Raw genomic sequence first — 23,344 nt, 5'->3', positions numbered from 1 at the left:
GTGCCAGATGCAAGAGCATGAAAAAACGTTCTGGAGCCTGCTGTTATTGGGCGCGCTGATTGCTATCGGCAAGGTGTTAAGTAGCGATGAGCCGATCACCCCGCGATTGTTTATCGGTCGGGTGATCCTGGGAACGGGCACGGCAATGGTGGCAGGTGCGGCGTTGATTTGGGTGCCAGGTCTGCCCACCCTCGGCGTGGTGGGGGTAGGGGCGGCCCTGGGTATCGCCGGCCACCAGGCTGTTGAACTGTGGCTTAAACGTAAGGGCAGCAATCTGTTAGCGGGGAAGATGAAAGATGACGTTAAGTGAAAAACAGCAGCTGTTTACCGCCTTGATCGGCCAGCTGATCACCTGGGCCGGCGATCATGGCTACCGGCTGACGTTTGGCGAAGCCTACCGCACGCCTGAGCAGGCCGCGCGCAACGCCGCGACCGGTGCAGGCATCGCCAATAGCCTGCATACGCAGCGCCTGGCGGTGGACTTCAACCTGTTTATTAACGGCGTGTACCAGACCCAAACCGAGGCATATAAACCGCTCGGCGAGAAGTGGGAAAGCCTGGGAGGTGCCTGGGGTGGACGCTTCAAAGACCGCCCGGACGGCAACCATTTTAGCCTGGCGCACGATGGGCGGCGCTGATGGCCAAGGGGGCATGGTTGGGCCTGCTGGCCCTGGTGGCCAGCTTTGCCGGCGGCTGGCAGGCCAATGGCTGGCATCGGGATAGCCTGGCGTTGGCCGTAGACCGGGCCGCGCAGCGGGCCGGGGAGGAATCCCGCCAGGCATCGGAGAACGTGGCCAGCCGTTCGGCCCGGCAGTTGGAAAGCAAGCTGGAGGCGTTGCGCGATGCTCAACCGAAAGAGATCCGCACCGAAGTGGTTAAGCCGGTATTTACCCGCGTTTGTGTGTCTGATGAGCTTGTCAGGATGTACAACGAGGCCGCAGATAAAGCCGAACGTGCCATTTCAGGAAAGTTTACTCGTTAAATGCCCGGAGCAATTACCCAGGATAAATGGGGTAACCGGTAAAGACGTTAGCGAGCCGTTATTAACCTATTTAGATGTTTATCCGCTGTGCGCCGCACGGCATAACCAATTAGTAGACGAAATAAATCAACGTAAGGAATTACAGCAATGAGCAAAGCAGAAAATAAAATCACTTTGACTATCCAGGGCAAAGACGTGGCTTTTGAGCCAAACACCACGGCCTATAACAGCTTGATTAACGATATGGCGATGGATAATAAAGTCGCCCCGCATGTGACCTATTTGCGCCGTATCGTTGCGGCAGAAAGTAAAACCGACCTGGATGATCTGCTTAAACTGCCGGGCGCACCATTGCAAATCGCGGAAGCGGTGAATGCGAAATATGCGCCAAAACTGGAAATTGAAGTAAAAAACTAACCAACCGGCTGCGGGCTATTGATAACAATTTCATTGAACAAGCGCTAACGCTGCGGCGTTATTACTTGCCGGCTGAAAATGATAGCTCTGAGAACTTAGCCCGCGCCATTTGGCTGGATAACCGGCATTGGGAAAATATGCGCGTGGCCACCGCAAACGGCATTTCTTTGGCATTTAAAGGCGAATAATGAAACAGCTAGATTTTACCCTGAGCCTGATCGACAAACTGACGCGGCCCCTGAAACAGGCCCAGGCATCGGTTACCGGTTTCGCGGAAAAATCGCAAGCGGCCTTTGGCAAGATTGCCGTGGGTGGGGCCGGGTTGGTCGGCGTTGGGTTGTCGATTAAGGGCGCGTTAGGCCCAGCTATCGAGATCACTGACGCGCTGAACGCGGCGGCCACGAAAGGGATTGATGACAGCACCTTACAGAAGGTGGCGGGCGATGCGCTGGCCTTTGCCGCCAAATATGGCAAGTCGTCGGTGGACTTTATCACGTCCACCGAAGCGATCCGCAGCCAGGTGGGATTGCTGACCAACCAGGAGTTGCCGGCGTTTGCCGTGGCGACCAATACCCTGGCAGCGGCCACGAAAGCCAGCGGCGCAGAGGCGGCGGAGTACATGGGCAGCATGTACAACAAATTCAGCAGCTACGCCGAGAAGATGGGCCGCGTGAATTTCGCCGAGCAACTCGCCGGCAAAACGGCCTACATGGTCAAAGCCTTTGGCACCAACATGGGGGCGATCTCTGACCTGATGGAGGGCGCCAGGGGCGTGGGGGCAAACTACGGCGTCGGCATCGATGAGCAGTTAGCCGTGATGGGGCAACTTGAGCGCACGTTAGGATCGGAAGCGAGCAGCGTTTACGAGTCGTTTTACCAAACGGCCCAGGACGGGGCCAAAAAGCTGGGGATGAGCTTTGTTAACGCGGCGGGCGGCATGGTCAGCTTGCCGGAAATGCTGGAGAAATTACAGGCGCGCTACGGCAAGAGCATCGAGGGGAACCTCAAGGCGCAAGCCGCGCTGGATGATGCTTTTGGCGATTCGTCGGTACTGATTAAACAGCTTTACGGCAATGTGGATTTGCTGAAACGGCACATTACCGAGCTGGGCAGCAATGACGGAATGAAGCGCGCCACGGAAATGGCGGAGCGCATGGCCAATCCGTGGGAACGGCTAACCGCTATCTGGTATTCCATCCGGGCGGCGATGGGGTTAACGCTGTTGCCGGTGCTCTATCCGCTGATTAACAAAATGGCGGACGCGGGGCAAACCCTGGTGCGCTGGTTGAAGCTGTTCCCCAACCTGGCGCGGGCCATTGGCCTGGCGGTGCTGGCGTTCCTGAGCCTGGCGGCGGCGGGGGCGATAGCCAACCTGGCGATCGGCGTCCACATGTTCCTGATGCTGGGGTTACGCAACCTGCTGGGGCCGGTGGCCAAATTGCTGGGCCTCAATCGCCTGGCCATGCTGGCCGGCGGCGCGGCTACGGCGGTGTTTAACCGTGGCCTGGTGATGCTGCGCGCGGGCCTGCTGGCGGCGTCGATTGCCGCCCGCACCGGTGCGGTGTCGTTCCTGCTGATGAGCTGGCCGATCGCGCTGTTGGTGGCCGCTATTGGTGCCGTGGTGGCGGCGGTGTGGATGTTCTGGAAGCCGATTAAGGCGTTTGTGTCCGGGTTTATTGCCGGCTTTAAAGAGGCCGCCGGCGCGCTGTCACCCTTTGCCGGCGCGTTTGACCTGGTGAAGCGGGCGGCGGCTGGGGTATGGGATGCTATTAAGACGCTGTTTGGCTGGTTCGTTAACCTGCTAACCCCTGTCCAGAGCACGGCGGCGGAGCTGCAAGCCGTCACCACTGCCGGCCAGCTGTGTGGCCAGATCGTTGCCGGCGCGATCGGCTTGTTGCTGTCGCCGATTGAGCTGGTGATCAAGACTATCGGCCACTTGTTCGATGCGTTCGGCATCGTTAAGCAAGGCTGGCTGGACGTGGTGGCCGCGTTTGATCCGTCCTCGCCGATTGAATCATTTATGACGATTGGCCGTGTGGTATCGGGCGTATTTACCAAACTGTGGGGCGTGTTCCGGTCTGCGTTTGCCGACACCTACAACTGGATCATCGACAAAATCAACATGCTGCCGGGCGTCAGTATTGACCCCATGAATGTGGATGTGGTGCCGACGGTGACCGAACCCCAGGGAATGGTAAACGTGCCGCCGGTGACGGTGCCGGCGATTGATGCAGGCGCGTTGCCCACGGGCCTGGCCACGTTGGAGGGTAGCAGCGCATTGCCGGCAGCGGCCCAGGCTGCGGCAGTGGCCCCGGTGGCGGTGCCACAACCAGCGCCGGCGCTGATGCCGGCGGCAGGGGCGCGCAAAACGCTGATTGAGGATGTGCGCGATCCTATCGTGGTGCCCAGGGCGATGCAGGGAACGGCAGCGACGCCCGCGCCGGCGGTGCCGGTGGTGAAGGTGCCGCAGCCACCGGCGCAGCAAGTGCAGGTGCTGGCCCAGGTGCAGACCGAGAAAAGCGCGCCGCCACCGCCCGCGCCGGATAAGTTGCTAAGCGGCGGCAGATTAAAAGGAATTGGCCCCGGTGGGATTAATAAGGAAATTAACAATAATTCCCGAACCATTACCGACAACCGCAAAAATATTGAGAACGTCCATATTAACGTTAAGCAGGGTATGACGCCCGAGCAGCTAATGGAATGGCAGGAATTAAGTTAATGAGCGAACCCCTTTATATCGACCTGCTAATTGAAAATGGCGATTTCTCGCTAAATACAGGCCGGGAGCCGGTGTTATGTGATAACCGGGTAAGTATTGGCCAGGATTGCGTCCATGCCATTTTAGAAAGTGGATTGGTCACGCAATTAGTGGCGGAAAGAAGTCCAACGCTTCGCGCTGATGTCATTATGCAAATGGTGTTGTTGCTGGAAGACGATACGCGAATTATTCCGGGCACGGTCGTGATTAGCGAGGAAACGTTAAAGCGGTTGTGGGTGACCGCAGAAACTTATGATTTCGGCAAAGTGGAGGCCAGCGTTAATTATGACAATGAAACCGCAGGTTGATTACGAGAAAGCCTTAACAGAAAGCGGAATGCCCATTACCACGGAGCAAGTTAATTCCAAATTTAACGAGCTGGTGACCGCCGAAGGGTTAATTACCAATACGTCCAAAATGTCGCCGTTTTGGCGACTTATCCAGGCGATTATTACCGCCCCGGTGATGTGGTTAAAGGATGTTCTGGTGTCGGTCGTCATGGCCAACATGTATTTGGCCACAGCCGGCGGCACCTGGCTGGAAATGTTCGCCTGGGGCGTCAACGTGAAGCGCAAGCCGGCGACGGCAGCCGAGGGCGTTTTTCGGTTCGACAAGGAAAACGCCAGTGTCATGGTCACGATCCCCGCCGGCACGGTGGTGCAAACCGAGCGGCTTAACGGCCATGTTTACAGCGTGGCGGTGGTGAAGGAAACCACGTTGGCCGCCGGCACAGCCGGCGGACTGGTGCCGGTGAAAGCGACCGAGCCAGCCGGCGCGCATAACCTGGCCCCCGGTTACTACAGGATTTTACCCCAGGCGGTGCCGGGCATTGTGCGGGTGGAAAACGAGGAGGGTTGGTTACTGGCCCCCGGCGCTGACCAGGAATCCGACGACGATTTACGGGACAGGGCGCGCAACCAATACAACCTGGCGGGCAACTATCACACGGATGCGGTTTACCGCAGCATGATCGCCAGCGTCGCCGGGCTGAGTATCGACCGAATTTTTTTCCAGCACGACGCCCCGCGCGGGCCAGGAACGGCAAATGCCTATCTGCTGCTGGATTCCGGCGTTGCCTCGCAGCCGTTCATTAACGCGGTCAATGACTACATCACCAACAAGGGGAACCACGGCCACGGCGATGATATGCAGTGTTTCGCCATGCCGGAAACCCAACACAACCTGGCCGTAACGCTGTTTGTGGAGAACAAAGCCAACTTTACGGCGGATGCGCTGGCCGCGCTGACGCGAAACAGCGAAACCCTGATCCGCTGCGCGTTCCGGCAAAACGCCGAGTATGACGTAAAGAAAACCTGGCCTTATGCGCGCTTCTCGTTTTCGAACCTGGCCAGGGAGTTACACCGCGCTTTCCCCGAGCTGGAATCTATCGCGTTTTCCCTGGGCGATATTGTTAGCGAGCTGAACGTGCCGCGTTTGAAAACCTTGAAACTGGAGGTTGCCGATGCCTGATTTTAAAGAACGCCTGGCGGGGATGCTGTTGCCGTCCTGGATGAATCGCGGGGAGCCGGCCAAGCTGCTGCGCGCCTGCCGCAATTTCTGGTTGTGGGTGCATGGCTGGCTGACCTGGCCGCTGAAACAGCTGGATGCGGCCACCTGCGCGGTGCCGTTGCTCCAGGTGCTGGCGTACCAGCGCGATATTACCCGCTTCAACGGGGAGCCGCTGGAGCTGTTCCGCAAGCGCGTGCAGTACGCCTTTATCAACGCCCGCGATGCGGGATCGGTGGCCGGCTTTATCGCCATTTTTGAGCGCCTGGGCGTGGGCTATGTGGAAATCCTGGAGCGCCAACCGGGCATAGATTGGGACGTGATCAGCGTCCGCGTGACTGATGGCCAGGTGGCCAGTAATCCCGATCTGCTGATGCAGGTTATTCGGCAGTATGGCCGCACCTGCCGCCGCTATCGATTTGAAGTGATTAACAATTCTGTCCTGCAATTACGCGCTGGCTGGGCGGGATGTGAATACGTGACTTACAGCGCCGCCAGCGCGGTGGCCAGTATCAATAACCAACATTCCGCCACCGTGGCGAGCGCAACACTGAAAGGATAATCAACATGTCACAAACCGCGATCACCTTTGCCTTTGAGCAATGGAAAGCAAAAGAAGCCGTGAACGGTTCCCGCGTGGTGCTGGATGAGTTCGTTTTTGCCAACGTGCCGGGCCTCGATGCCGGCAAGCCGATTGACCGCAAAGAAGGGATGCCGCCGGTGGGCCAGATTGTGCACCGCCAGGCAGTGAACAAAACCGGCGTCGTGAACAACAACGCCGTGGTGTATTCGGTCACCCTGGGCACCGAGGTGGGCGATTTTGACTTCAACTGGATTGGCCTGGTGAACAAGGCCAGCAACACGGTAGCGATGATTGTTCATGCACCGACGCAACGCAAGGTGGCCAACCATGCCGGCCAGCAGGGCAACGCGATCACCCGCTCCTTTGTGATGGAGTATGACGGCGCGGCCAGCGAGACGGCGATCACCACGCCGGCGGAAACCTGGCAGATCGACTTTACCGCGCGCCTGGGCGGTATCGATGAGATGCAGCGCCTGATTAACCGCGATCACTACGGTGCCGGCGCGTTCTTTGGCAATGGGTTCCTGGTGGCCAAGGCCGGCGCGCAGTATTTCGTGACCGCGGGCACCGGCTATGTGGGCGGGCTGCGCGCGGTGCTGGCGGCCAACCAAAACATTACCGTGACGGCCAAGCCTATCAAGGTGTGGGCCGATGTGAGTTTACAGGGCAATGTGGTAAGCCAGTGGGCGGCGGCGGTGAAATTCACCGTTGCGGCCACCGCAGCGGATTACACGGATAACGCCGGCTTTAAGCACTATGTGTTTGCGGTGGCCAGTGTCGACGCCGCCGGCAACATTACCGACCTGCGCCCGCAAGGCTCCCTGTCCGACCAGGCCGGTAATGATGCTTACTTGCGCAAGGATGATAACTTGGCCTCCCTCAAGGATAAGGCGAAAAGCCGGGGGAGCCTGGGCTTAGGCACCGCCGCCACGCGCAACGTGGGCGTGGTAGGTGGCAATGTGATGGAGGTCGGGGCGTTTGGCCTGGGGGGTGGGGCCGCACCTAAAACCGATGCTTACAACAACGTCGCGCAGTTTTACCGGGTTAATGATGCCGCTGAGAATAAGCCGCCGATCTCCGGTACGTCTGCCGGCGTCGTTAGTTTGCCGATTGATGGCGCGCCAACGGCGGGATATTTGGCGATCAGTGGTCGGGGCGATGCCTGGATTGGTCGCTCAACCACTGCCGCAAATGGTGTGACCTGGAGCCGAGTTTACACCACGGCATATAAGCCGACGGCGGCAGATGTGGACGCGGTATCGGCCAGCGAGGGCGGCGAGTTCAAGAAAGAGATCCGGGCATCCGGCGGCGTGAATGTGCCGTGGAACAATAACAATGGGGGGATTTATCCTGGCAATGGGGACGGCGCGAGCTATGCAACTTGCAATCTTGATCTGATGAGTTGGTACGGTCTTGGCTTTTTCAACACATGCAAAACGGACGGGATTCAGGGGCGCACGGCGTTCCTGAACGTGCGCACCGGGGCTTTTTCGGCAAAGGGGCGGATCACCGGCGCATCCGTGTGGGATGGTAACGCCCGCGTTTACTCGCCGGCGAATAAACCTACGGCGGAGGACGTTGGCGCGCTGACCGATGCCCAGGCGGCGCAGAAATATGCCCTGCGTTCTATCCGCGTGAACGGCAAGCCGCTGACTGGCGACGTTAACTTATTGGCGTCGGACGTGAACGCCTGGAACAAGACCGAGGCAGACGGGCGTTTTGTGAAACAGACCGGCGACGCCATGAGCGGGCCACTGACGGTGCCGCGCATTGTGTTTCCCGATGGGTCTACAGCAAACGCGGATAGCGATGTGAACCGCCCCAACGGATTTACCGTTGAATCGTTGGCAGAGGCCACCAATAAGGGGTATCCGGTGCCGGGTGGGATGGGGGTTTTGTTCACCGGCAAGGCAAACGAATTTCGCAACGTGCAGTTTTTAGTGGGGTCTGGTGAGCGTTCTTTCTACCTGCGATCCATGCGGAAGGATAGCCCCGGTTCCACTGCGTGGGCGCGGGTGTACACCACGGACTATAAGCCGACTATCGCGGACGTGAAAGCCGCAGACCAGAGCAACAACTTTGCCGCCAGAATGGGCAATTCCCGCGTATTGGCCGGCAATAGTGCGCCAACGTCTCCAGGCGTGTGGAGCGTTGAAAATAGTTCCTGGGCGGCGGTGCCGTGGGGATCGGTTCTGTGTACAACCAACGGCAGCGATCTGTCTACTGCGCCAGGCAATGGCAAGTTTCAGCACTATTTACAACTGTCGCACGAAGTGGGCGGAAAACCTGGCTTGCGTGCGGCGGTCAACGTCAACGGCACGTTTAGCGGCTGGGATCGGGTAATGATGGCCAGCGGGGGGAGTTTCACCGGCCAGGTTATCGCCCCTTCTTATGCCAGTACACCCGAAGCCATGCCAAATGGTGCTGGGGCTTATGCAGATCAACTGAGCACGCAGGCATCATTTTTCCAACCCAATTGGCAATGGCCGGTGAATAACGGCGGTATTTACGTCCCTGTTGCGAAGGGAACGTCAACCCGGAAAAATCAAGGATACCCGACGGCGGTTAGCTTTGGTTATCTGATGCCCGCTAACAGCGAGCACGCTCACCCCACGATCCACGCCAAGGGTGACAGCAATGTTGATTGTGCGTGGGACTTCAATCCTTACAGCGGCAATATCAGCAGTAAAGCCGGCATGGTTGCCACTCGGGAGTGGGTAAATCAGCACTGCCCGTTCCCGGTGGGGTATGTGATGCTGTTGGGCAATAATGTCGATCCTCGTGCGATCTATCCCGGTACAGATTGGCAAGATTTGAACGGTACAGGTTATGACGGGCGCGTTATCAGCCTTGGCTATGATGCTATGCAAACCGGCGGTAATAACCATGTAACAATCGGGGCACACAACCTGCCTGATCACTCCCACCGTGGGGGGATGCGTGGCCCTGGGGCGGAATATGGCGGCACTGTGTCGGGAACGGATAACGATGGCCGCCACACCCTGAATGTAACTGCGGGTACTTACACTAACAGCAATGGTAATGAGTTTGTCCGTAATGAGCCTATCAACGTAACAAACGCCTATGTGCATGTTCGTGGCTGGATGCGTGTTGCATGATGAAACAGGAACGAAATGAAGGGGCATGGCGTCGGGCGGTGTTGCGTATGCCTGGCGATATGCAGGCGCTGACGTGCTCGATGGTGCCGGCGCATCCGTGGGTTTATGGCGTGGGCAGGGCGGAGGCATCCGGCAGTTACCTAAGCCCGGCCAACGCCGTGGATTACCTGGCGGGCAAGCTGGCCGGCCAGGGGGCCGAAATCAGCGCCACCGTGTTTATGATCTGCGCCAACTCACACGCCGAGTTTATGCCGTTGGTTGCGTCGCTGTCGGGGGTGCTGCCGCTGCCGGCGTTAAACCAGGTGCAGCGCATGGCGCAGACGGCGGCCACGCAGGCTGTTACCCGGATGCAGCTGCCTGGGAAGATGGGCGGCGGATTGCCGGCGGCGGTGCCGCTTTCGACCAGTGCGCAGCGCCTGGCGCTGAATGCGCAGCATATCGCAGAAGCCAAGGCGGGCGCGGCGCTTGGGGCGAGTATTGGCGGCTTGCAGTCGGCGTTGGCCGGCTTTGCCGAGGCTCGCCAATCTGCGCTGGCGATGGTGAGCGAGGCCATGACGGCGTTACAGGGAAAAAGCGCGCCGGCGTGGGTGTTCACGGCAAAAGGGGCCGCCGCCAGCATTGGCGCGGCGATGAAAAAGGATGTTCCCCGCCAGGATGCGGTTTTTACCCTGGCGGTGTTGTTCGTAGGCAAGGATTTAGGGCAGTTGGAGGCGATGATCCATGACGATAGTCACGCTGGCGCTTAATGGTGAAGCTATCCCCCTCAAGGGGATCATGGTGACACCGATGATGCAGTTTCAGGATAAAGACCAATCCGGGCAGACCTCGAGCACGGCGAACGCCGAGCAGGGCATAAAGCCCAAGGAACTGCGCATTTCCGGCATGATCCCGTTTAGCGAAGCCAAGGTGTTAACGCGCCTGTTTGCTCTGGCGGAGGCCACGGAGGGCGGCAAGTTGAAACGCTACCGTGTGGCCAACCATACCGCCCAGGCCATTAACTTTAGACTGGCGACGTTCACCGGTTCGATTGACGCGCCGAAACAGGACGGCAAGCAAGCCTGGCAGGTGACGTTTACGATGCGCGAGCATTTGAGCGTGCCGGAAAAGAAAGACGCGCGGGAGGGCAGCAAAACCGCCGCCAAAAAACAGACGCCAGGCGCGAATGGCCAGGTAAACGGCAAGGGTGCAGCGGCAGAGGACGAACAGAAATTGAGTTGGTTCGAGCGCCGCGTTTTGAAGCCGGCAGATGATGCGTTGGCCGGCGTGGTGGGGGCGAATGAAACCGATTAAGCGTCTGATGTTGTCCGGGGATGCGGTGCCGCTGGTTGATCTTAACCTGGTGCTGGAGTTGAACGGCTGCGGGCGCGGGTTTATCACCGCGCAGACCGAAACGGACTACACCGGCAAGCTGGTGCGCCTGGATGCCGGCTATACGGATAGCATTTTGCGCTGGTTCACCGGATATGTGGAGCGCGCGCAGCCGGCAGAGAACGGTTTTCAGCGGTTGTTTGTGCGAGAGCTGGCGGGCGTGTTCGAAAGGTTGTGGCCGTGTTCGTTCCAGCACCCGACGCTGCGCCAGGTGGCCAGCTGGCTGGAGGAAAACAGCGGAATAACGATCGCGCTGCCGGCGCAGGCGGATTACCTGGACAAGCCGATCCCCCATTTCACCCATAGCGGGACGGGTTATCAGCTGTTGGCCAACCTGGGGGCAGCTTTTGGCGTGCCTGATTACGTTTGGCAACCGTTGCCGGATGGCGGCGTGTTCCTGGGAAGCTGGGCGCATTCCATGTTTGCCGGCAAGCCGGTGGATATTCCCGCCGAGTTTAGCCAGGCGCGCGCCGGCGGCAACAGCATGACATTGCCAATGGTGCAGGCGCTGCGCCCTGGTGTGGTCGTCAATGGCCGCCGGCTGTCGAGTGTTCGCCTGGAAAACGACGACACCACGATCACCTGGCTGGCGGTAAACCCGCTGACGGGCAAGGCCGTGGCCATGACGCCGGCGCAGCGCCAGATTGATGCGGCTTACCCGGAGTTGTCGGCGGGGCTGCATCTGCCAAAATTCGCCAGGGTAGAGGCCCACGCGGAGGCGGTGACCAGTGGCGACTTGGCCGATCCATTCCGGCCCCGCTATGCCGTGGATTTGCAGCTGTTGGACGCAGACGGCCAGCCGGCAAAAAACACGCCGATTTACCCGGCGGTGCCGCTGCCGGTGCCGATGGCGGGCCAGGATTCGGGCATGTTCCAGTTTCCGCCGGTGGGAACGCTGGTTGAGGTGGCTTTTACTGATGGGCGGCCTGATAAGCCGTTTATCCGGCAGACGCTGGCCCAGGGCAACACGCTGCCGGATGTGAAGCCCGGCGAGCAGCTACAGCAGCAGCGGGAGGAAGTTTCCCAACGGGTTACCCAGGCGGGGGATTGGGAGCGGAAAACCGACCAGGCGATCCGTGAAAATTCCATGACCAGGGAAATCCAGGCCGATGAGGAAACGCGCACCGTGGTGGCCAGGGGCACAACCGTGCAGGCTAACGATAAAACCACGGTGCTGGGCACGTCCACCTTGTTGGCCGGTGCGGTGCAGCACATCGCAGAGGGCGATTACAGCGTAGCGACGCAGGCCAACGCAGTGGCCAGCGTGGGCGGCGATGCCACCACGGCGGTGGCTGGCAGCCTGATGGAGAAGATCGGTAAAATCCGCAGCAGCATAGCGGCAGCGCGCCAGGAAGTGATCGCCCCGGTGGTGTGGGTGGGGAGCCAGCAAATCAACGTGATGGCTCTGATGCTGGAAACGCTGGAGGTGGTGCAGGAGCTGGCGCAGCAGACTGCGGCCCACACCCACAGCAACACCGGCGCACCGCAGAACGCGGCGGCAATCAGCGCCGCCGGCACGAAGTCCAGCCAGCTGAAAAGCAAATACGCGCCAGTGATTGGGTAGGGTTAAATATTGATCGCCCGCACCGATCAATAATGAGTAATTGATCTACACAACCAATTATCTTTTGAGCGCGTAACCGTGTAGAAATTGAACAAACAAGAAAGCCAGCACCAGGAAGCACCAGCCCGCCCCGCGCGGGCTTTTTCATGCCCGCAATCTGGCCGCCTGTGCGCCATTCTGAGCCGCTTTCCAGCCCGGCGACAATCCCACGCGAATAAATCCGATCACCGCAGCAGCGTGCCGCCAGCGCGGCAGAAACCCCACGAAATAAACATCTTGCCCACGAAAACGGCACTACACCGCACCCGCCTGCGCAATTTGGATCAGGAAATTTTTTCAGTTCTGATTTTCTACAAAACACCCCGCCGAGCCGCGCCGCGCCTGGGGCTTTGCGAGCAATCCCAAACTGAAAAGATTGAAAAGAATTTCAGGCTTTTACAGTTTTAATGATCCAGGTAGGATCTCGGTAAAAATTCACTCCATTGAAAAATAATGGAAAAATATATTTTACGTGGGTTTGATACTTGCTGATAAGGATCGTTAGATTTTGTGATAAGGACTCGGTGAGCCAGGCACGGCATGATGTCAGCGTTGTTAAGGAGATAAAATCCAACTGAAAAATTTGAACTGTAGGAAGCTAACAAAAAACCCGCATGTAAATGCGGGCTTGCTGGATTCAAGATGTTTTACTTGGGCGCTATTTCACTAAATTTAAAGATAAACTCTGGTTCTTCAAGTCCACCGCTTAAGCCCATACTGGACTCTCTGATGCAGCTTTCATTGTCTGCTATGAATCGGCCTGAAAAGACAACATAGTCGCCTTTCTTGAGGTTTGACGCAGCATTAAAAATTGGAGTCCTAGGAGTTAGCAATGTGTTATCAGAGATATCAGAAAGCGCATTATTCCAGGTTTTTACCGAAATATCGCGAGTAAGTTGAATGGTTAATACCCCTTTACCATCACTATTAGAATCAACTGTATAAACCTTACCGACCCAATCTTTTACCGATTTATTCTTCAATAAGCCACATAAGGCATCTGTACGGTCAGCTTTAATCCCGCCTTTTTGCATATCATTGGCAGAAGCTTTCGAACCACTGATTGCCTGCTCAACGATTTGTACGAAGCGTTTTTCCTGATCTGGGTAACTATCTTCTACCCTTTCCTTTTTAGGCTGCTCTGTAGTTGTACTGCTAGAAAGTGATGCTGTGCTGTTAGTCTGTTTGTCTTTATCAGAAAAATACCCAATTACAATAAGAACAACGAAAATTATTAAAGCCCATTTTAGAAATTTTTTCATGAAATCCTCTATAAATCTCCATGTTAAGGAGCGCTAATGTTAACTCTTTGAGAGGGCAGAAAAAAGTCCCACTTTGGGCTGCCGCCATTTTGCCGCCAATGACGGGGCGGGGTGAATCTAATGCGTTGTAAGTAAAGGATTTTTATTTCAGGCAACAAAAAACCCGATAATCTTGAACCTAAAAGGCGGGATTATCGGGCTCCACAAAATGGGGACATCAAAGAAAAGCAGTGGCACTAATTCAGACTGCGGCCCCCAACGAAAGTTCTGGCCGGCGACAAAAAAATCAAAATATTTTTATCGCCGATCCATTTCTCTCGCTAATCGATCAGCCGAGTATGCCCGGCCAGAGCACCACGATGAGTGACCCCGCCAGCGTTAACAGCACGTTAGCGATGGCGTAGGTGCCGGCGTAGCCCAGCGCCGGGATGTTGCTGCGCGCGGTGTCGCTGATGATCTCCATCGCCGGCGCGCAGGTGCGGGCGCCCATGATGGCGCCGAACAGCAGGGCGCGGTTCATGCGCAGCACGTAGGCGCCGAACAGGAAGCAGATAATCACCGGCACCAGGCTGACGATAAGCCCGGCGATCAGCATCTGGCCGCCGACCGCGCCCAGGCTGTGGCCGATGCCGGCGCCGGCGCTCAGGCCCACGCCGGCCATAAACACCATCAGGCCGAATTCTTTCACCATGTTCAGCGCGCCCTGCGGAATGTAACCGAACGTCGGGTGGTTGGCGCGCAGGAAGCCGAGCATGATGCCGGACATCAGCAGGCCGGCGGCGTTGCCGATACCGAACGAGAAGTTGCTGAACTGAATGGTGATCTGGCCGATCAGCAGGCCGATGATGAAGAAGGCGCAGAATGCCAGCAGATCGGTCACCTGGCTGTGGATCGAGATGAAGCCAATCTTCTCCGCCACGCTCTTCACCCGGCGCGCGTCGCCGCTGACCTGCAGCACGTCGCCCTTGTTGAGCACGATGCTGTCGTCGATCGGCATTTCGATCTGGCTGCGGATCACGCGGTTGAGGAAACAGCCGTGGTCGGTCAGCTTCAGCTGGCTCAGGCGCTTGTTCACCGCGTTGCTGTTTTTCACCACGATCTCTTCGGTCACGATGCGCATGTCGAGCAGATCGCGATCGAACACTTCTTTGCCGTTGCGGAAGCTAGGATCCAGCCGCGCGTGGGCGTCCGGGTAGCCGACCAGCGAAATCTCATCGCCCACCTGCAGCACCGCGTCACCGTCCGGGTTAGCCAGAATGCCGTTGCGGCGAATGCGTTCGATATAGCAGCCCGTCTGGCGGTAGATGCCCAGCTCGCGCAGGTTCTTGCCGTCTGCCCAGGCCACCAGCTCGGGGCCGACGCGGTAGGCGCGGATCACCGGCAGGTAGACCTTGCGCTGGCTGTCGGTGTCCAGACCGCGCTCGCGGGCGATCTGCTGGGCGGAGGTGGACAGGTCCTGGTGTTGCAGCTTCGGCAGGTAGCGCGCGCCGAAGATCAGGCTGACCAGGCCGATCAGGTAGGTGAGGGCGTAGCCGAGGCTCAGATGATCCTGCGCCGCCAGCAGTGCCGGGCCGTTGACGATGGTGTTGCGCAGCGTGTCGCCGGCGCCCACCAGTACCGGCGTCGAGGTCATCGAACCGGCCAGCATGCCGGCGGTCAAGCCGATGTCCCAGTGGAACAGCTTGCCGAGGCCGATGGCGATCACCATCGCCGAGCCGACCATTACCAGCGCCAGCATCAGGTAATTTTTGCCGTCGCGGAAGAAAATCGAGAAAAAGTTAGGCCCGGCTTCCACGCCGACGCAGAAAATAAACAGCATAAAGCCGAGATTCAGCGCCTCGGTGTTAATGGCGAAGTGTTGCTGGCCGAGCAGCAGCGAAACCACCAAAACGCCAATGGAATTACCGAGTTGGACGGAGCCCAGACGGAGTTTACCGAGGCACAGCCCCAGTGCGAGTACCACGAACAGTAACAGAATGTAGTTACCGTTTAACAAACTAGCGACGTTTATGTTCACGGAGGATAACTTATTGTTTACCAGTAAGTGCTTGATATAGATAACTATAAGAGATAGATTCAGCCATAAAACGACGTCATAAATCACTCACCAGCGGAAGGCGAAGCGAACCATCGTTCGGCGGCGTTCATTCTAGACGCTATGACCGGCGACAGCCAGCATTGAAAGCTGATTTCCTGCGCCGTCGGGCGCATTTAACTCTCTTTTGACCAAGGAAAAAATTCGGTTCAACGGCGCTGTGCAGGTGACCGGGCCGATTTCTATTGATGCGGTAATTGGGCGGGGGAGAATTCGCATGACGAGTTATCGATATTGGCTGGGTATTCTCAGCTGTTTTCTGTTGTTCAGCCTGGTGTTTCTCGGCCAGCAAACCGGCCTGTTCGGCAGCACGGATCATGAGCACCACGGTGAAACCGGTCTGCTGCTGTTCGTGATCCCCGGTGCGATAGCCAGTTATCTGTCGAGCCGCAAGCGGCTGCTGTGCCCGCTGCTGGGCGCGCTGTATGCGTTGCCGCTGTGTCTGTTGATCCGTCACTTCTGGCTGACGCCGTCCTCTTCGTTCTGGCAGGAGCTGGCTTATGCCACCAGCGCGGTGTTCTGGTGCGTGTTCGGCGCGATGCTGATGCTGTTCGCCCTCGGCCTGTTGCACACGCTGCAGCAGCTGCACCGGCGGCAGCGGCAATAAAAAAAGGCGCGTTAAGCGCCTTTTTTGTCGTTCACCAGCTTACTGGAACAGGTTCAGGTGTTCTTTGGCGTAAGCTTCGAAATCGGTGCAACCGCCGATGTGCTTCTCATCCAGGAAGATCTGCGGCACGGTTTCTACCGGCTTGCCGACGGTTTTTTCCAGATCGGCTTTGGTGATGCCTTCCGCGTGGATGTCAACGTAACGGAAGTTGAAATCGTCGCGTTCTTCAGTCAGTTTTTCCGCCAGTTCTTTAGCGCGGACACAATAAGGACAGCCAGGACGCCCGAAGATTACTGCAAACATGCAACGCTCCTTAAATTGGATTTTCAATAAATTGTTCGCGATTGCAACGACATCCCGTCACCGAAAACGTCATTACCTGCGTCAGATGGCGCCTACTATGCCCGTTGAGGCGGTGAAAAAAAAGCAGGAATTACCTGTTAATCTGATTCATGTAACCAATTAGTCTGCCGGGGCTGTCGCCGCCGACGGGAATTCACTACACTGGGAGCAGACCTTCTGGAGAAGAAAAATATGCGTTCATTCGGTGACTTACCGCGACCGGTGCTGGTGTTGGAAGGGCTGGGCATCGTGATGTTGGTGTTGGCCTACCTCAGCATTCACGGCCACCTGCAGCTGCCGGGCTGGCTGGCGTCGCAGCAGGCGGCGGTCGGCATGATTTTCCTCGGCGTGGCGCTGATGGTGCCGGCGGCGGCGTTTCTGGTGTGGCGCGTGGTACAGGGCTTCGGGCCGCTGATGCGCGGCGGCCTGCCGCCGGAAAACGATCGCCGCAAGCCGCAAGATGCGGACGCATCGAAAAATGATCAGGATCGCGATCCGCGCGCCTGAGCGCCGCGGCCGCTAACCCGCCTGCCGGGCAGGCGTTGGCCTTTTGGGGTGACGAGTGAAAATTGCCATTCTTTCTCGCGACGGAACGCTCTATTCATGCAAACGGCTGCGTGAAGCGGCGGAGGAGCGCGGGCACAGCATCGATATCATCGATCCGCTCTCCTGTTACATGAACATCAACCCGGCGGCGCCGACCATTCACTACCGCGGCCGCCAGCTGGAACGCTATGACGCGGTGATCCCGCGCATCGGTTCCGCCATTACCTTTTACGGCACGGCGGTGCTGCGCCAGTTCGAGCTTCTTGGCAGTTACCCGTTAAACGAATCCGTGGCCATTACCCGCGCCCGCGACAAGCTGCGCTCGCTGCAGCTGCTGGCGCGGCAGGGCATCGATCTGCCGATCACCGGTTTCGCCCATTCGCCGGACGACACCGGTGACCTGATCGAGCTGGTCGGCGGCGCGCCGCTGGTGGTCAAGCTGGTGGAAGGCACGCAGGGCATCGGCGTGGTGCTGGCGGAAACCCGCCAGGCGGCGGAAAGCGTGATCGACGCCTTTCGCGGCCTAAACGCCCATATCCTGGTGCAAGAGTACGTGCGCGAGGCGCAAGGGTGCGACGTGCGCTGCCTGGTGGTGGGCGGTCGGGTGGTCGCGGCCATCGAACGTCAGGCGAAGCCCGGCGAGTTTCGCTCCAACCTGCACCGTGGCGGCACCGCCCGCAAAGTGACCATCACCGGCAGAGAACGGGCTATCGCGGTGAAAGCGGCGAGCACGCTGGGGCTGGACGTCGCCGGGGTGGATATCCTGCGCGCGGAACGCGGCCCGCTGGTGATGGAGGTCAACGCGTCGCCGGGGTTGGAAGGGGTGGAAACCACCACCGGGCTGGATATCGCCGGCATGATGATCGAATACATCGAGCAGCGGGGCCGGCCGGGCTTTCGCTTGAAATCCGGCGGATAAAGCGGCCGAACCGCGCTTTTCTCGCCGCGCATTATCTTAATTAGTGAATTAAGCCGCATTGATCGTGGCGTCTCGGGTGAATATTCCGTAAGCTATGCGCCTTTTCGCGTTTTGAATATTGTGAGGCTGGTTATTATGGATTCACTCATTGTTCCCGATTTGGCGCTGTTGCGGCGCTGGCTGGATCAGTCGGGCATTTCTTTCTTTGAGTGCGATTCTTGCCAGGCGCTGCACCTGCCGCACATGCAGAACTTCGATGGCGTGTTCGACGCCAAGATAGATCTGGTGGATAACGTCATTCTGTTCTCCGCGCTGGCCGAGGTGAAGCCGACCGCGCTGATCCCGCTGGTGGCGGATCTGAGCCAGATCAACGCCAGTTCGCTGACCATCAAGGCGTTTGTCGACATTCAGGACGACAACCTGCCGAAGCTGATCGTTTGCCAGTCGCTGAGCGTGGCGGTCGGCATCACCTACGAGCAGTTCACTCACTTCATGCAGCAGGGCGAAGAGCAGGTCTCGATGGTGATCCTCGAGGCGCGAGCGAACGATCTGCTGTTTATGGGCGACGAAGAAGAGATCCCCGCTGGCGCCGCGCGTCAGCCGATGCTGCACTGATCCTCGCCATACCTTAAGCATGCCGTTGCTCCGGCGGCATGCTGCCATTATTCCCCTCCGCAATAAGATATTCTGCACTTTGGCCTTCGCCGCCCGATCTTTCTCGCCTTTTGTGCCATTAATGGCGTATCACATAGAGAAAAACTGCATAAAAAATCGATAAAAGGCGTTTTTTACCCTGGGGGCTGGCGGGTTGCGGTGGCAGCGGCTATGCTGCTGATTCTGCAAAGGGCTTGCGATTTACCTTGTGACCACGCGAGCAGGGCAGTGAAAAAAGGCGTATGCAATCATATGCATAGCCATTCAGTTCGCGGTTGCAACGATTGCGCTCAATCAGGAAAGGTTTTGTATCGCTGCAGATACAAGTTCAATTCTATGATTCACCCTGTTTTGGAGGAAGTTACGGATGGTCACCCAACGCAAAAAGTGGTTATCGGGTGTGGTTGCCGGCCTGTTGATGGCTGCGTCCGTCACGGCGTCAGCCGAAGAGAAAACGCTGCACGTGTATAACTGGTCCGACTATATCGCGCCGGATACCCTGGCCAAATTCCAGAAAGAAACCGGCATCAAAGTGGTGTACGACGTCTTTGACTCCAACGAAGTGTTGGAAGGCAAACTGATGGCGGGCAGCACCGGTTACGATTTGGTGGTCCCTTCATCCAACTTCCTCGAACGCCAGTCGCAGGCCGGCATCTTCGCGCCGCTCGACAAGAGCAAGATCCCCAATTACAAGAACCTTGATCCCGAAATGCTGCAGCTGGTGGCGCACAACGACAAGGACAACAAATACGGCATTCCTTACATGATGGTGACTACCGGCATCGGCTATAACGTCGACAAGGTGAAGGCGGTGCTGGGCAAAGACGCGCCGGTCAACAGTTGGGATCTGATCTTCAAGCCGGAAAACCTCGAGAAGCTCAAAAGCTGCGGCGTCTCCTTCCTCGATGCGCCGAGCGAGGTCTACGCCACCGTATTGCACTATCTGGGCAAAGATCCCAACAGCACCAACGCGGCGGACTACACCGGTGCGGCCAACGATCTGCTGCTGAAGCTGCGGCCGAATATCCGTTATTTCCACTCTTCCCAGTACATCAACGATCTGGCAAACGGCGACATCTGCGTGGCGATCGGCTGGTCCGGCGACGTGATGCAGGCGGCCAACCGCGCCAAAGAAGCGAAGAACGGCGTGAACGTGGCCTATGCGATCCCGAAAGAGGGAGCGCTGACCTACTTCGACATGTTCGCCATGCCGGCGGACGCCAAGAACAAGGAGGCCGCCTACCAGTTCCTGAACTTCCTGCTGAAGCCGGACGTGATGGCGGACATCAGCAATCACGTTTACTACGCCAATGCGGTGAAGGATTCCACGCCGCTGGTGAACGCCGAAGTGCGCGATAACCCGAACGTCTATCCGCCGGCCGACATTCGCGCCAAGCTGTTCACGCTCAACGTGCAGTCGCCGAAGCTGGATCGTGTCATTACCCGCGCATGGACTAAAGTTAAAAGCGGGAAGTGATGATGGGGGGATAACCCCCGGTCATCGGTAAACCGGCAGGCGGGGGCTCCCGCCTGCATTGCCGTTTTGGGCCACGGCGCTCGCCGTGGTTTTGTGCCGCTTTACGCCGGAGAGCACCCCGATTGAACGACGCCATCCCTCGTCCTCAAGCCAAGTCGCAGAAGGTTTTCACCCCTCTGCTGGAAATCCGCAACCTCACCAAAACTTTCGACGGGCAGAACGCGGTCGAAGACGTCAGCCTCACCATCTACAAGGGCGAGATCTTTGCGCTGCTCGGCCCGTCCGGCTGCGGCAAGTCCACTTTGCTGCGTATGTTGGCCGGCTTCGAACCGCCGACGGAAGGGCAGATCGTGCTCGATGGGCAGGATATGTCGCATGTGCCGCCGTATCAGCGGCCGATCAACATGATGTTTCAGTCGTACGCGCTGTTCCCGCACATGACGGTGGAGCAGAACATCGCCTTCGGCCTGAAGCAGGACAAAATGCCGCGGGCGGAAATCGCCGAGCGGGTGGCGGAAATGCTGGCGCTGGTGCATATGCAGGAATACGCCAAGCGCAAGCCGCACCAGCTTTCCGGCGGCCAGCGGCAGCGGGTGGCGCTGGCGCGCAGCCTGGCCAAGCGGCCGAAGCTGTTGCTGCTGGATGAGCCGATGGGCGCGCTGGACAAGAAGCTGCGCGACCGCATGCAGCTGGAGGTGACCGACATTCTTGAGCGCGTCGGCGTAACCTGCGTGATGGTGACGCACGATCAGGAAGAGGCGATGACCATGGCGGGGCGCATCGCCATCATGAACCGTGGCAAGTTCGTGCAGATCGGCGAGCCGGAAGAGATTTACGAGCATCCGAACAGCCGTTTCAGCGCCGAATTTATCGGTTCGGTCAACGTCTTCGAGTGCATGCTGCTGGAGCGCCACGACGACGCACTGATCCTGCAAAGCCCGGGGCTGCGCCATGCGATCAAGGTGGATCCGGACGCTTCGGTGGTGGACGGTGTGCCGATCCAGGTGGCGCTGCGGCCGGAAAAGATCCTGCTGTGCGAACAGGTGCCGGAAGACGGTTGCAACTTCGCGGTGGGGGAAGTGGCACACATCGCCTACCTGGGTGACTTGTCCATCTACCACGTGAAGCTGCACAGCGGGCAGATTATCAGCGCCCAACTGCAAAACGGCCACCGTTTCCGCAAGGGGATGCCTACCTGGGGCGATGAAGTGCGTCTGTGCTGGGAAACCGACAGCTGCGTAGTGTTGACGGTGTAGTGGAGCCGGTGAGGAGTAACCCGTATGACCCTGCTTTCTGAACGCACGCCGGAGTCGCCGGCCAAAACGCCCGGCACCCTCAAGGCACTGTTCCACCGCCTGCTGATGGCTCACGGCCGCAAGCTGGTGATCGCGCTGCCGTATTTATGGCTGACGCTGTTGTTTATGCTGCCGTTCCTGATCGTGTTCAAGATCAGCCTGGCGGAGTTGGCGCTGGCGGTGCCGCCCTACACCGAGCTGCTGAGCTGGGCGGACGGCAAGCTGAACATCGCGCTCAACTTCGCCAACTACCTGCAGCTGACCGACGATCCGCTGTATATCGACGCCTACCTGCAGTCGCTGCGCGTGGCGGCGGTCTCGACGCTGTGCTGCCTGATCATCGGCTATCCGCTGGCCTGGGCGGTGGCCCACAGCAAGGCGTCGACCCGCAACATTCTGCTGCTGCTGGTGATCCTGCCTTCCTGGACCTCGTTTCTGATCCGCGTCTACGCCTGGATGGGCATTCTGAAAAACAACGGCACGCTGAACAATTTTCTGATGTGGTTGGGGGTGATCGATCAGCCGCTGGTGATCCTGCACACCAACCTGGCGGTGTACATCGGCATCGTTTATTCCTACCTGCCGTTTATGGTGCTGCCGATCTACACGGCGCTGATCCGGCTGGACTACTCGCTGGTGGAAGCGTCGCTGGATCTGGGCGCTCGGCCGCTGAAAACCTTCTTCAGCGTGATCGTGCCGCTGACGCGCGGCGGTATCATTGCCGGTTCGATGCTGGTGTTCATTCCGGCGGTGGGGGAGTTCGTGATCCCAGAGCTGCTCGGCGGGCCGGACAGCATCATGATCGGCCGGGTGTTGTGGCAGGAGTTCTTCAACAACCGCGACTGGCCGGTCGCTTCGGCGGTCGCCACGATCATGCTGCTGTTGCTGATCGTGCCGATCCTGTGGTTCCACAAGCATCAGAACAAGGAAATGGGGGGGCAGGAATGAACAACTTGCCGGTAGTGCGTTCACCGTGGCGCATCGTCATCCTGACGATAGGCTTTACCTTCCTGTACGCGCCGATGCTGATGCTGGTGATCTACTCCTTCAACAGCTCCAAGCTGGTGACGGTGTGGGCCGGGTGGTCCACGCGCTGGTATACCGAACTGTTCCACGATTCGGCGATGATCAGCGCGGTGGGGCTGAGCCTGACCATCGCCGCCGCTGCCGCCACCGCCGCGGTGATATTGGGCGCCATCGCCGCCGTGGTGATGGTTCGCTTCGGCCGCTTTCGCGGCTCGACCGGCTTCGCATTTATGCTGACCGCGCCGCTGGTGATGCCGGACGTGATCACCGGTCTGTCGCTGCTGCTGCTGTTTGTGGCGATGGGGCACGCCTTCGGCTGGCCGTCGGAGCGCGGCATGTTCACCATCTGGCTGGCGCACGTCACCTTCTGTACCGCTTACGTGGCGGTGGTGATCAGCTCACGCCTACGCGAGGTGGATCGCTCGATCGAAGAGGCGGCGATGGATCTGGGGGCGCCGCCGCTGAAAGTGTTCTTTGTCATCACCTTGCCGATGATCGCGCCGGCGCTGATCTCAGGTTGGATGCTGGCGTTCACTTTGTCGCTGGACGATCTGGTGATCGCCAGCTTTGTGTCCGGCCCGGGGGCCACCACGCTGCCGATGCTGGTGTTCTCCAGCGTGCGTATGGGGGTGAATCCGGAAATCAACGCGTTAGCCAGTCTGATCCTGCTGGTGGTGGGCATTCTCGGCCTGATCGCCTGGTGGTTTATGGCGCGCTCGGAAAAACAACGATCGCGCGAATTACAGCGGGCGGCCCGTAGCTGAATCGTAACAAACCTGCTATTT

At 58.5% G+C, this 23,344-nt stretch carries 25 protein-coding genes and 1 pseudogene; 23 read left to right on the top strand and 3 right to left on the bottom strand.

The genetic code is table 11. The annotated features are described in order from the left end of the window. Positions 1–7: 7 nt before the first annotated feature. The 15 genes and pseudogenes from BHU62_RS01300 to BHU62_RS25330 all read left to right on the top strand — a co-directional run bounded on the left by BHU62_RS01300 (position 8) and on the right by BHU62_RS25330 (position 12,744). Positions 8–310: a phage holin family protein gene (locus BHU62_RS01300; RefSeq protein WP_073528772.1), complete on the top strand. Its 303-nt coding sequence runs from the start codon at positions 8–10 to the stop codon at positions 308–310. Continuing rightward, complete coding sequence (locus tag BHU62_RS01295) at positions 297–638, top strand: M15 family metallopeptidase (protein ID WP_073528771.1); 342 nt, start codon at positions 297–299, stop codon at positions 636–638. Before BHU62_RS01300 ends, BHU62_RS01295 begins: the two co-directional genes overlap by 14 nt. Next, positions 638–982: a hypothetical protein gene (locus BHU62_RS01290; RefSeq protein WP_073528770.1), complete on the top strand. Its 345-nt coding sequence runs from the start codon at positions 638–640 to the stop codon at positions 980–982. Before BHU62_RS01295 ends, BHU62_RS01290 begins: the two co-directional genes overlap by 1 nt. Before the next feature lie 147 nt (positions 983–1,129). Beyond that, entirely contained in the window at positions 1,130–1,399 is a 270-nt protein-coding gene (locus BHU62_RS01280; protein WP_047730043.1) for a putative phage tail assembly chaperone, read from the top strand. A gap of 8 nt (positions 1,400–1,407) precedes the next feature. Further along, on the top strand, positions 1,408–1,587 hold the full coding sequence (locus tag BHU62_RS25595) for a DUF6890 family protein (RefSeq protein WP_071845368.1): 180 nt from the start codon (positions 1,408–1,410) through the stop codon (positions 1,585–1,587). Further along, positions 1,587–4,118 (top strand): phage tail tape measure protein, encoded by a 2,532-nt coding sequence (locus tag BHU62_RS25300; RefSeq protein WP_073528768.1) that lies wholly within the window; start codon positions 1,587–1,589, stop codon positions 4,116–4,118. The genes BHU62_RS25595 and BHU62_RS25300 overlap by 1 nt, the downstream gene beginning before the upstream one ends. Next, positions 4,118–4,465, top strand: coding sequence for a DUF2590 family protein (locus BHU62_RS01265; protein ID WP_073528767.1), 348 nt, complete (start codon positions 4,118–4,120; stop codon positions 4,463–4,465). Before BHU62_RS25300 ends, BHU62_RS01265 begins: the two co-directional genes overlap by 1 nt. Beyond that, on the top strand, positions 4,443–5,627 hold the full coding sequence (locus BHU62_RS01260; RefSeq protein ID WP_073528766.1) for a baseplate J/gp47 family protein: 1,185 nt from the start codon (positions 4,443–4,445) through the stop codon (positions 5,625–5,627). Before BHU62_RS01265 ends, BHU62_RS01260 begins: the two co-directional genes overlap by 23 nt. Next, positions 5,620–6,225, top strand: a complete 606-nt coding sequence (locus BHU62_RS01255; protein ID WP_073528765.1) for a phage tail protein — start codon at positions 5,620–5,622, stop codon at positions 6,223–6,225. Before BHU62_RS01260 ends, BHU62_RS01255 begins: the two co-directional genes overlap by 8 nt. A 5-nt stretch (positions 6,226–6,230) precedes the next feature. Further along, a pseudogene (locus BHU62_RS25335) lies at positions 6,231–7,112 on the top strand (phage tail protein); the annotation flags it as partial. Between the two features lie 96 nt (positions 7,113–7,208). Further along, positions 7,209–9,365: a tail fiber protein gene (locus BHU62_RS24555; protein WP_236720571.1), complete on the top strand. Its 2,157-nt coding sequence runs from the start codon at positions 7,209–7,211 to the stop codon at positions 9,363–9,365. Further along, positions 9,362–10,111, top strand: coding sequence for a hypothetical protein (locus BHU62_RS01240; RefSeq protein WP_321970030.1), 750 nt, complete (start codon positions 9,362–9,364; stop codon positions 10,109–10,111). The genes BHU62_RS24555 and BHU62_RS01240 overlap by 4 nt, the downstream gene beginning before the upstream one ends. Further along, positions 10,086–10,655 carry a hypothetical protein gene (locus tag BHU62_RS01235; protein WP_073528764.1) on the top strand — a complete coding sequence of 190 codons (570 nt, stop codon included), beginning with the start codon at positions 10,086–10,088 and terminating at the stop codon, positions 10,653–10,655. Before BHU62_RS01240 ends, BHU62_RS01235 begins: the two co-directional genes overlap by 26 nt. Then, the gene (locus BHU62_RS01230) at positions 10,642–12,297 is read left to right on the top strand and encodes a hypothetical protein (RefSeq protein WP_073528763.1); all 1,656 of its coding nucleotides are present in this window, start codon (positions 10,642–10,644) and stop codon (positions 12,295–12,297) included. Before BHU62_RS01235 ends, BHU62_RS01230 begins: the two co-directional genes overlap by 14 nt. A gap of 87 nt (positions 12,298–12,384) precedes the next feature. Next, the gene (locus tag BHU62_RS25330; RefSeq protein WP_236720558.1) at positions 12,385–12,744 is read left to right on the top strand and encodes a hypothetical protein; all 360 of its coding nucleotides are present in this window, start codon (positions 12,385–12,387) and stop codon (positions 12,742–12,744) included. Between the two features lie 239 nt (positions 12,745–12,983). On the opposite strand, the gene BHU62_RS01220 is transcribed toward BHU62_RS25330, so the two are convergent. Together BHU62_RS01220 and BHU62_RS01210 are read right to left on the bottom strand one after the other, a co-directional pair. Continuing rightward, positions 12,984–13,598 (bottom strand): hypothetical protein, encoded by a 615-nt coding sequence (locus tag BHU62_RS01220; RefSeq protein ID WP_073528761.1) that lies wholly within the window; start codon positions 13,596–13,598, stop codon positions 12,984–12,986. Positions 13,599–13,926: 328 nt separating this feature from the next. Continuing rightward, positions 13,927–15,615, bottom strand: coding sequence for an aspartate:alanine antiporter (locus tag BHU62_RS01210; RefSeq protein WP_004938680.1), 1,689 nt, complete (start codon positions 15,613–15,615; stop codon positions 13,927–13,929). 295 nt (positions 15,616–15,910) lie between these two features. Here BHU62_RS01210 and BHU62_RS01205 point away from each other — a divergent pair, with 295 nt between their 5' ends. Next, positions 15,911–16,300: an inner membrane protein YbjM gene (locus tag BHU62_RS01205; RefSeq protein ID WP_015377289.1), complete on the top strand. Its 390-nt coding sequence runs from the start codon at positions 15,911–15,913 to the stop codon at positions 16,298–16,300. 39 nt (positions 16,301–16,339) lie between these two features. Here the strand turns inward: BHU62_RS01205 and BHU62_RS01200 are convergent, their stop codons facing one another. Beyond that, complete coding sequence (locus BHU62_RS01200) at positions 16,340–16,603, bottom strand: GrxA family glutaredoxin (protein WP_004938676.1); 264 nt, start codon at positions 16,601–16,603, stop codon at positions 16,340–16,342. A gap of 231 nt (positions 16,604–16,834) precedes the next feature. On the opposite strand from BHU62_RS01200, the gene BHU62_RS01195 reads away from it, so the two are divergent. The 7 genes from BHU62_RS01195 to potI all read left to right on the top strand — a co-directional run bounded on the left by BHU62_RS01195 (position 16,835) and on the right by potI (position 23,323). After that, positions 16,835–17,149 (top strand): YbjC family protein, encoded by a 315-nt coding sequence (locus BHU62_RS01195; protein WP_073528759.1) that lies wholly within the window; start codon positions 16,835–16,837, stop codon positions 17,147–17,149. A 55-nt stretch (positions 17,150–17,204) separates the two neighbouring features. Further along, a complete protein-coding gene (gene rimK, locus BHU62_RS01190) occupies positions 17,205–18,107 on the top strand; it encodes a 30S ribosomal protein S6--L-glutamate ligase (protein ID WP_073528758.1) in 903 nt (300 codons plus the stop codon). 135 nt (positions 18,108–18,242) lie between these two features. Next, positions 18,243–18,722, top strand: coding sequence for a YbjN domain-containing protein (locus BHU62_RS01185; protein ID WP_060421651.1), 480 nt, complete (start codon positions 18,243–18,245; stop codon positions 18,720–18,722). A gap of 406 nt (positions 18,723–19,128) precedes the next feature. After that, positions 19,129–20,238, top strand: a complete 1,110-nt coding sequence (gene potF / locus BHU62_RS01180) for a spermidine/putrescine ABC transporter substrate-binding protein PotF (RefSeq protein WP_073528757.1) — start codon at positions 19,129–19,131, stop codon at positions 20,236–20,238. 122 nt (positions 20,239–20,360) lie between these two features. After that, complete coding sequence (potG, locus tag BHU62_RS01175) at positions 20,361–21,494, top strand: putrescine ABC transporter ATP-binding subunit PotG (RefSeq protein WP_073528756.1); 1,134 nt, start codon at positions 20,361–20,363, stop codon at positions 21,492–21,494. 24 nt (positions 21,495–21,518) lie between these two features. Next, the gene (gene potH, locus BHU62_RS01170; RefSeq protein WP_073528755.1) at positions 21,519–22,481 is read left to right on the top strand and encodes a putrescine ABC transporter permease PotH; all 963 of its coding nucleotides are present in this window, start codon (positions 21,519–21,521) and stop codon (positions 22,479–22,481) included. Beyond that, on the top strand, positions 22,478–23,323 hold the full coding sequence (gene potI, locus BHU62_RS01165; RefSeq protein WP_073528754.1) for a putrescine ABC transporter permease PotI: 846 nt from the start codon (positions 22,478–22,480) through the stop codon (positions 23,321–23,323). Before potH ends, potI begins: the two co-directional genes overlap by 4 nt. Positions 23,324–23,344: the final 21 nt, after the last annotated feature.

The organism is Serratia marcescens (assembly GCF_001902635.1).
Lineage (GTDB): Bacteria > Pseudomonadota > Gammaproteobacteria > Enterobacterales > Enterobacteriaceae > Serratia > Serratia marcescens_F.
The sequence above is the reverse complement of the archived record's forward strand: the minus strand, read 5'-3'. Positions and strand labels throughout refer to the sequence as shown.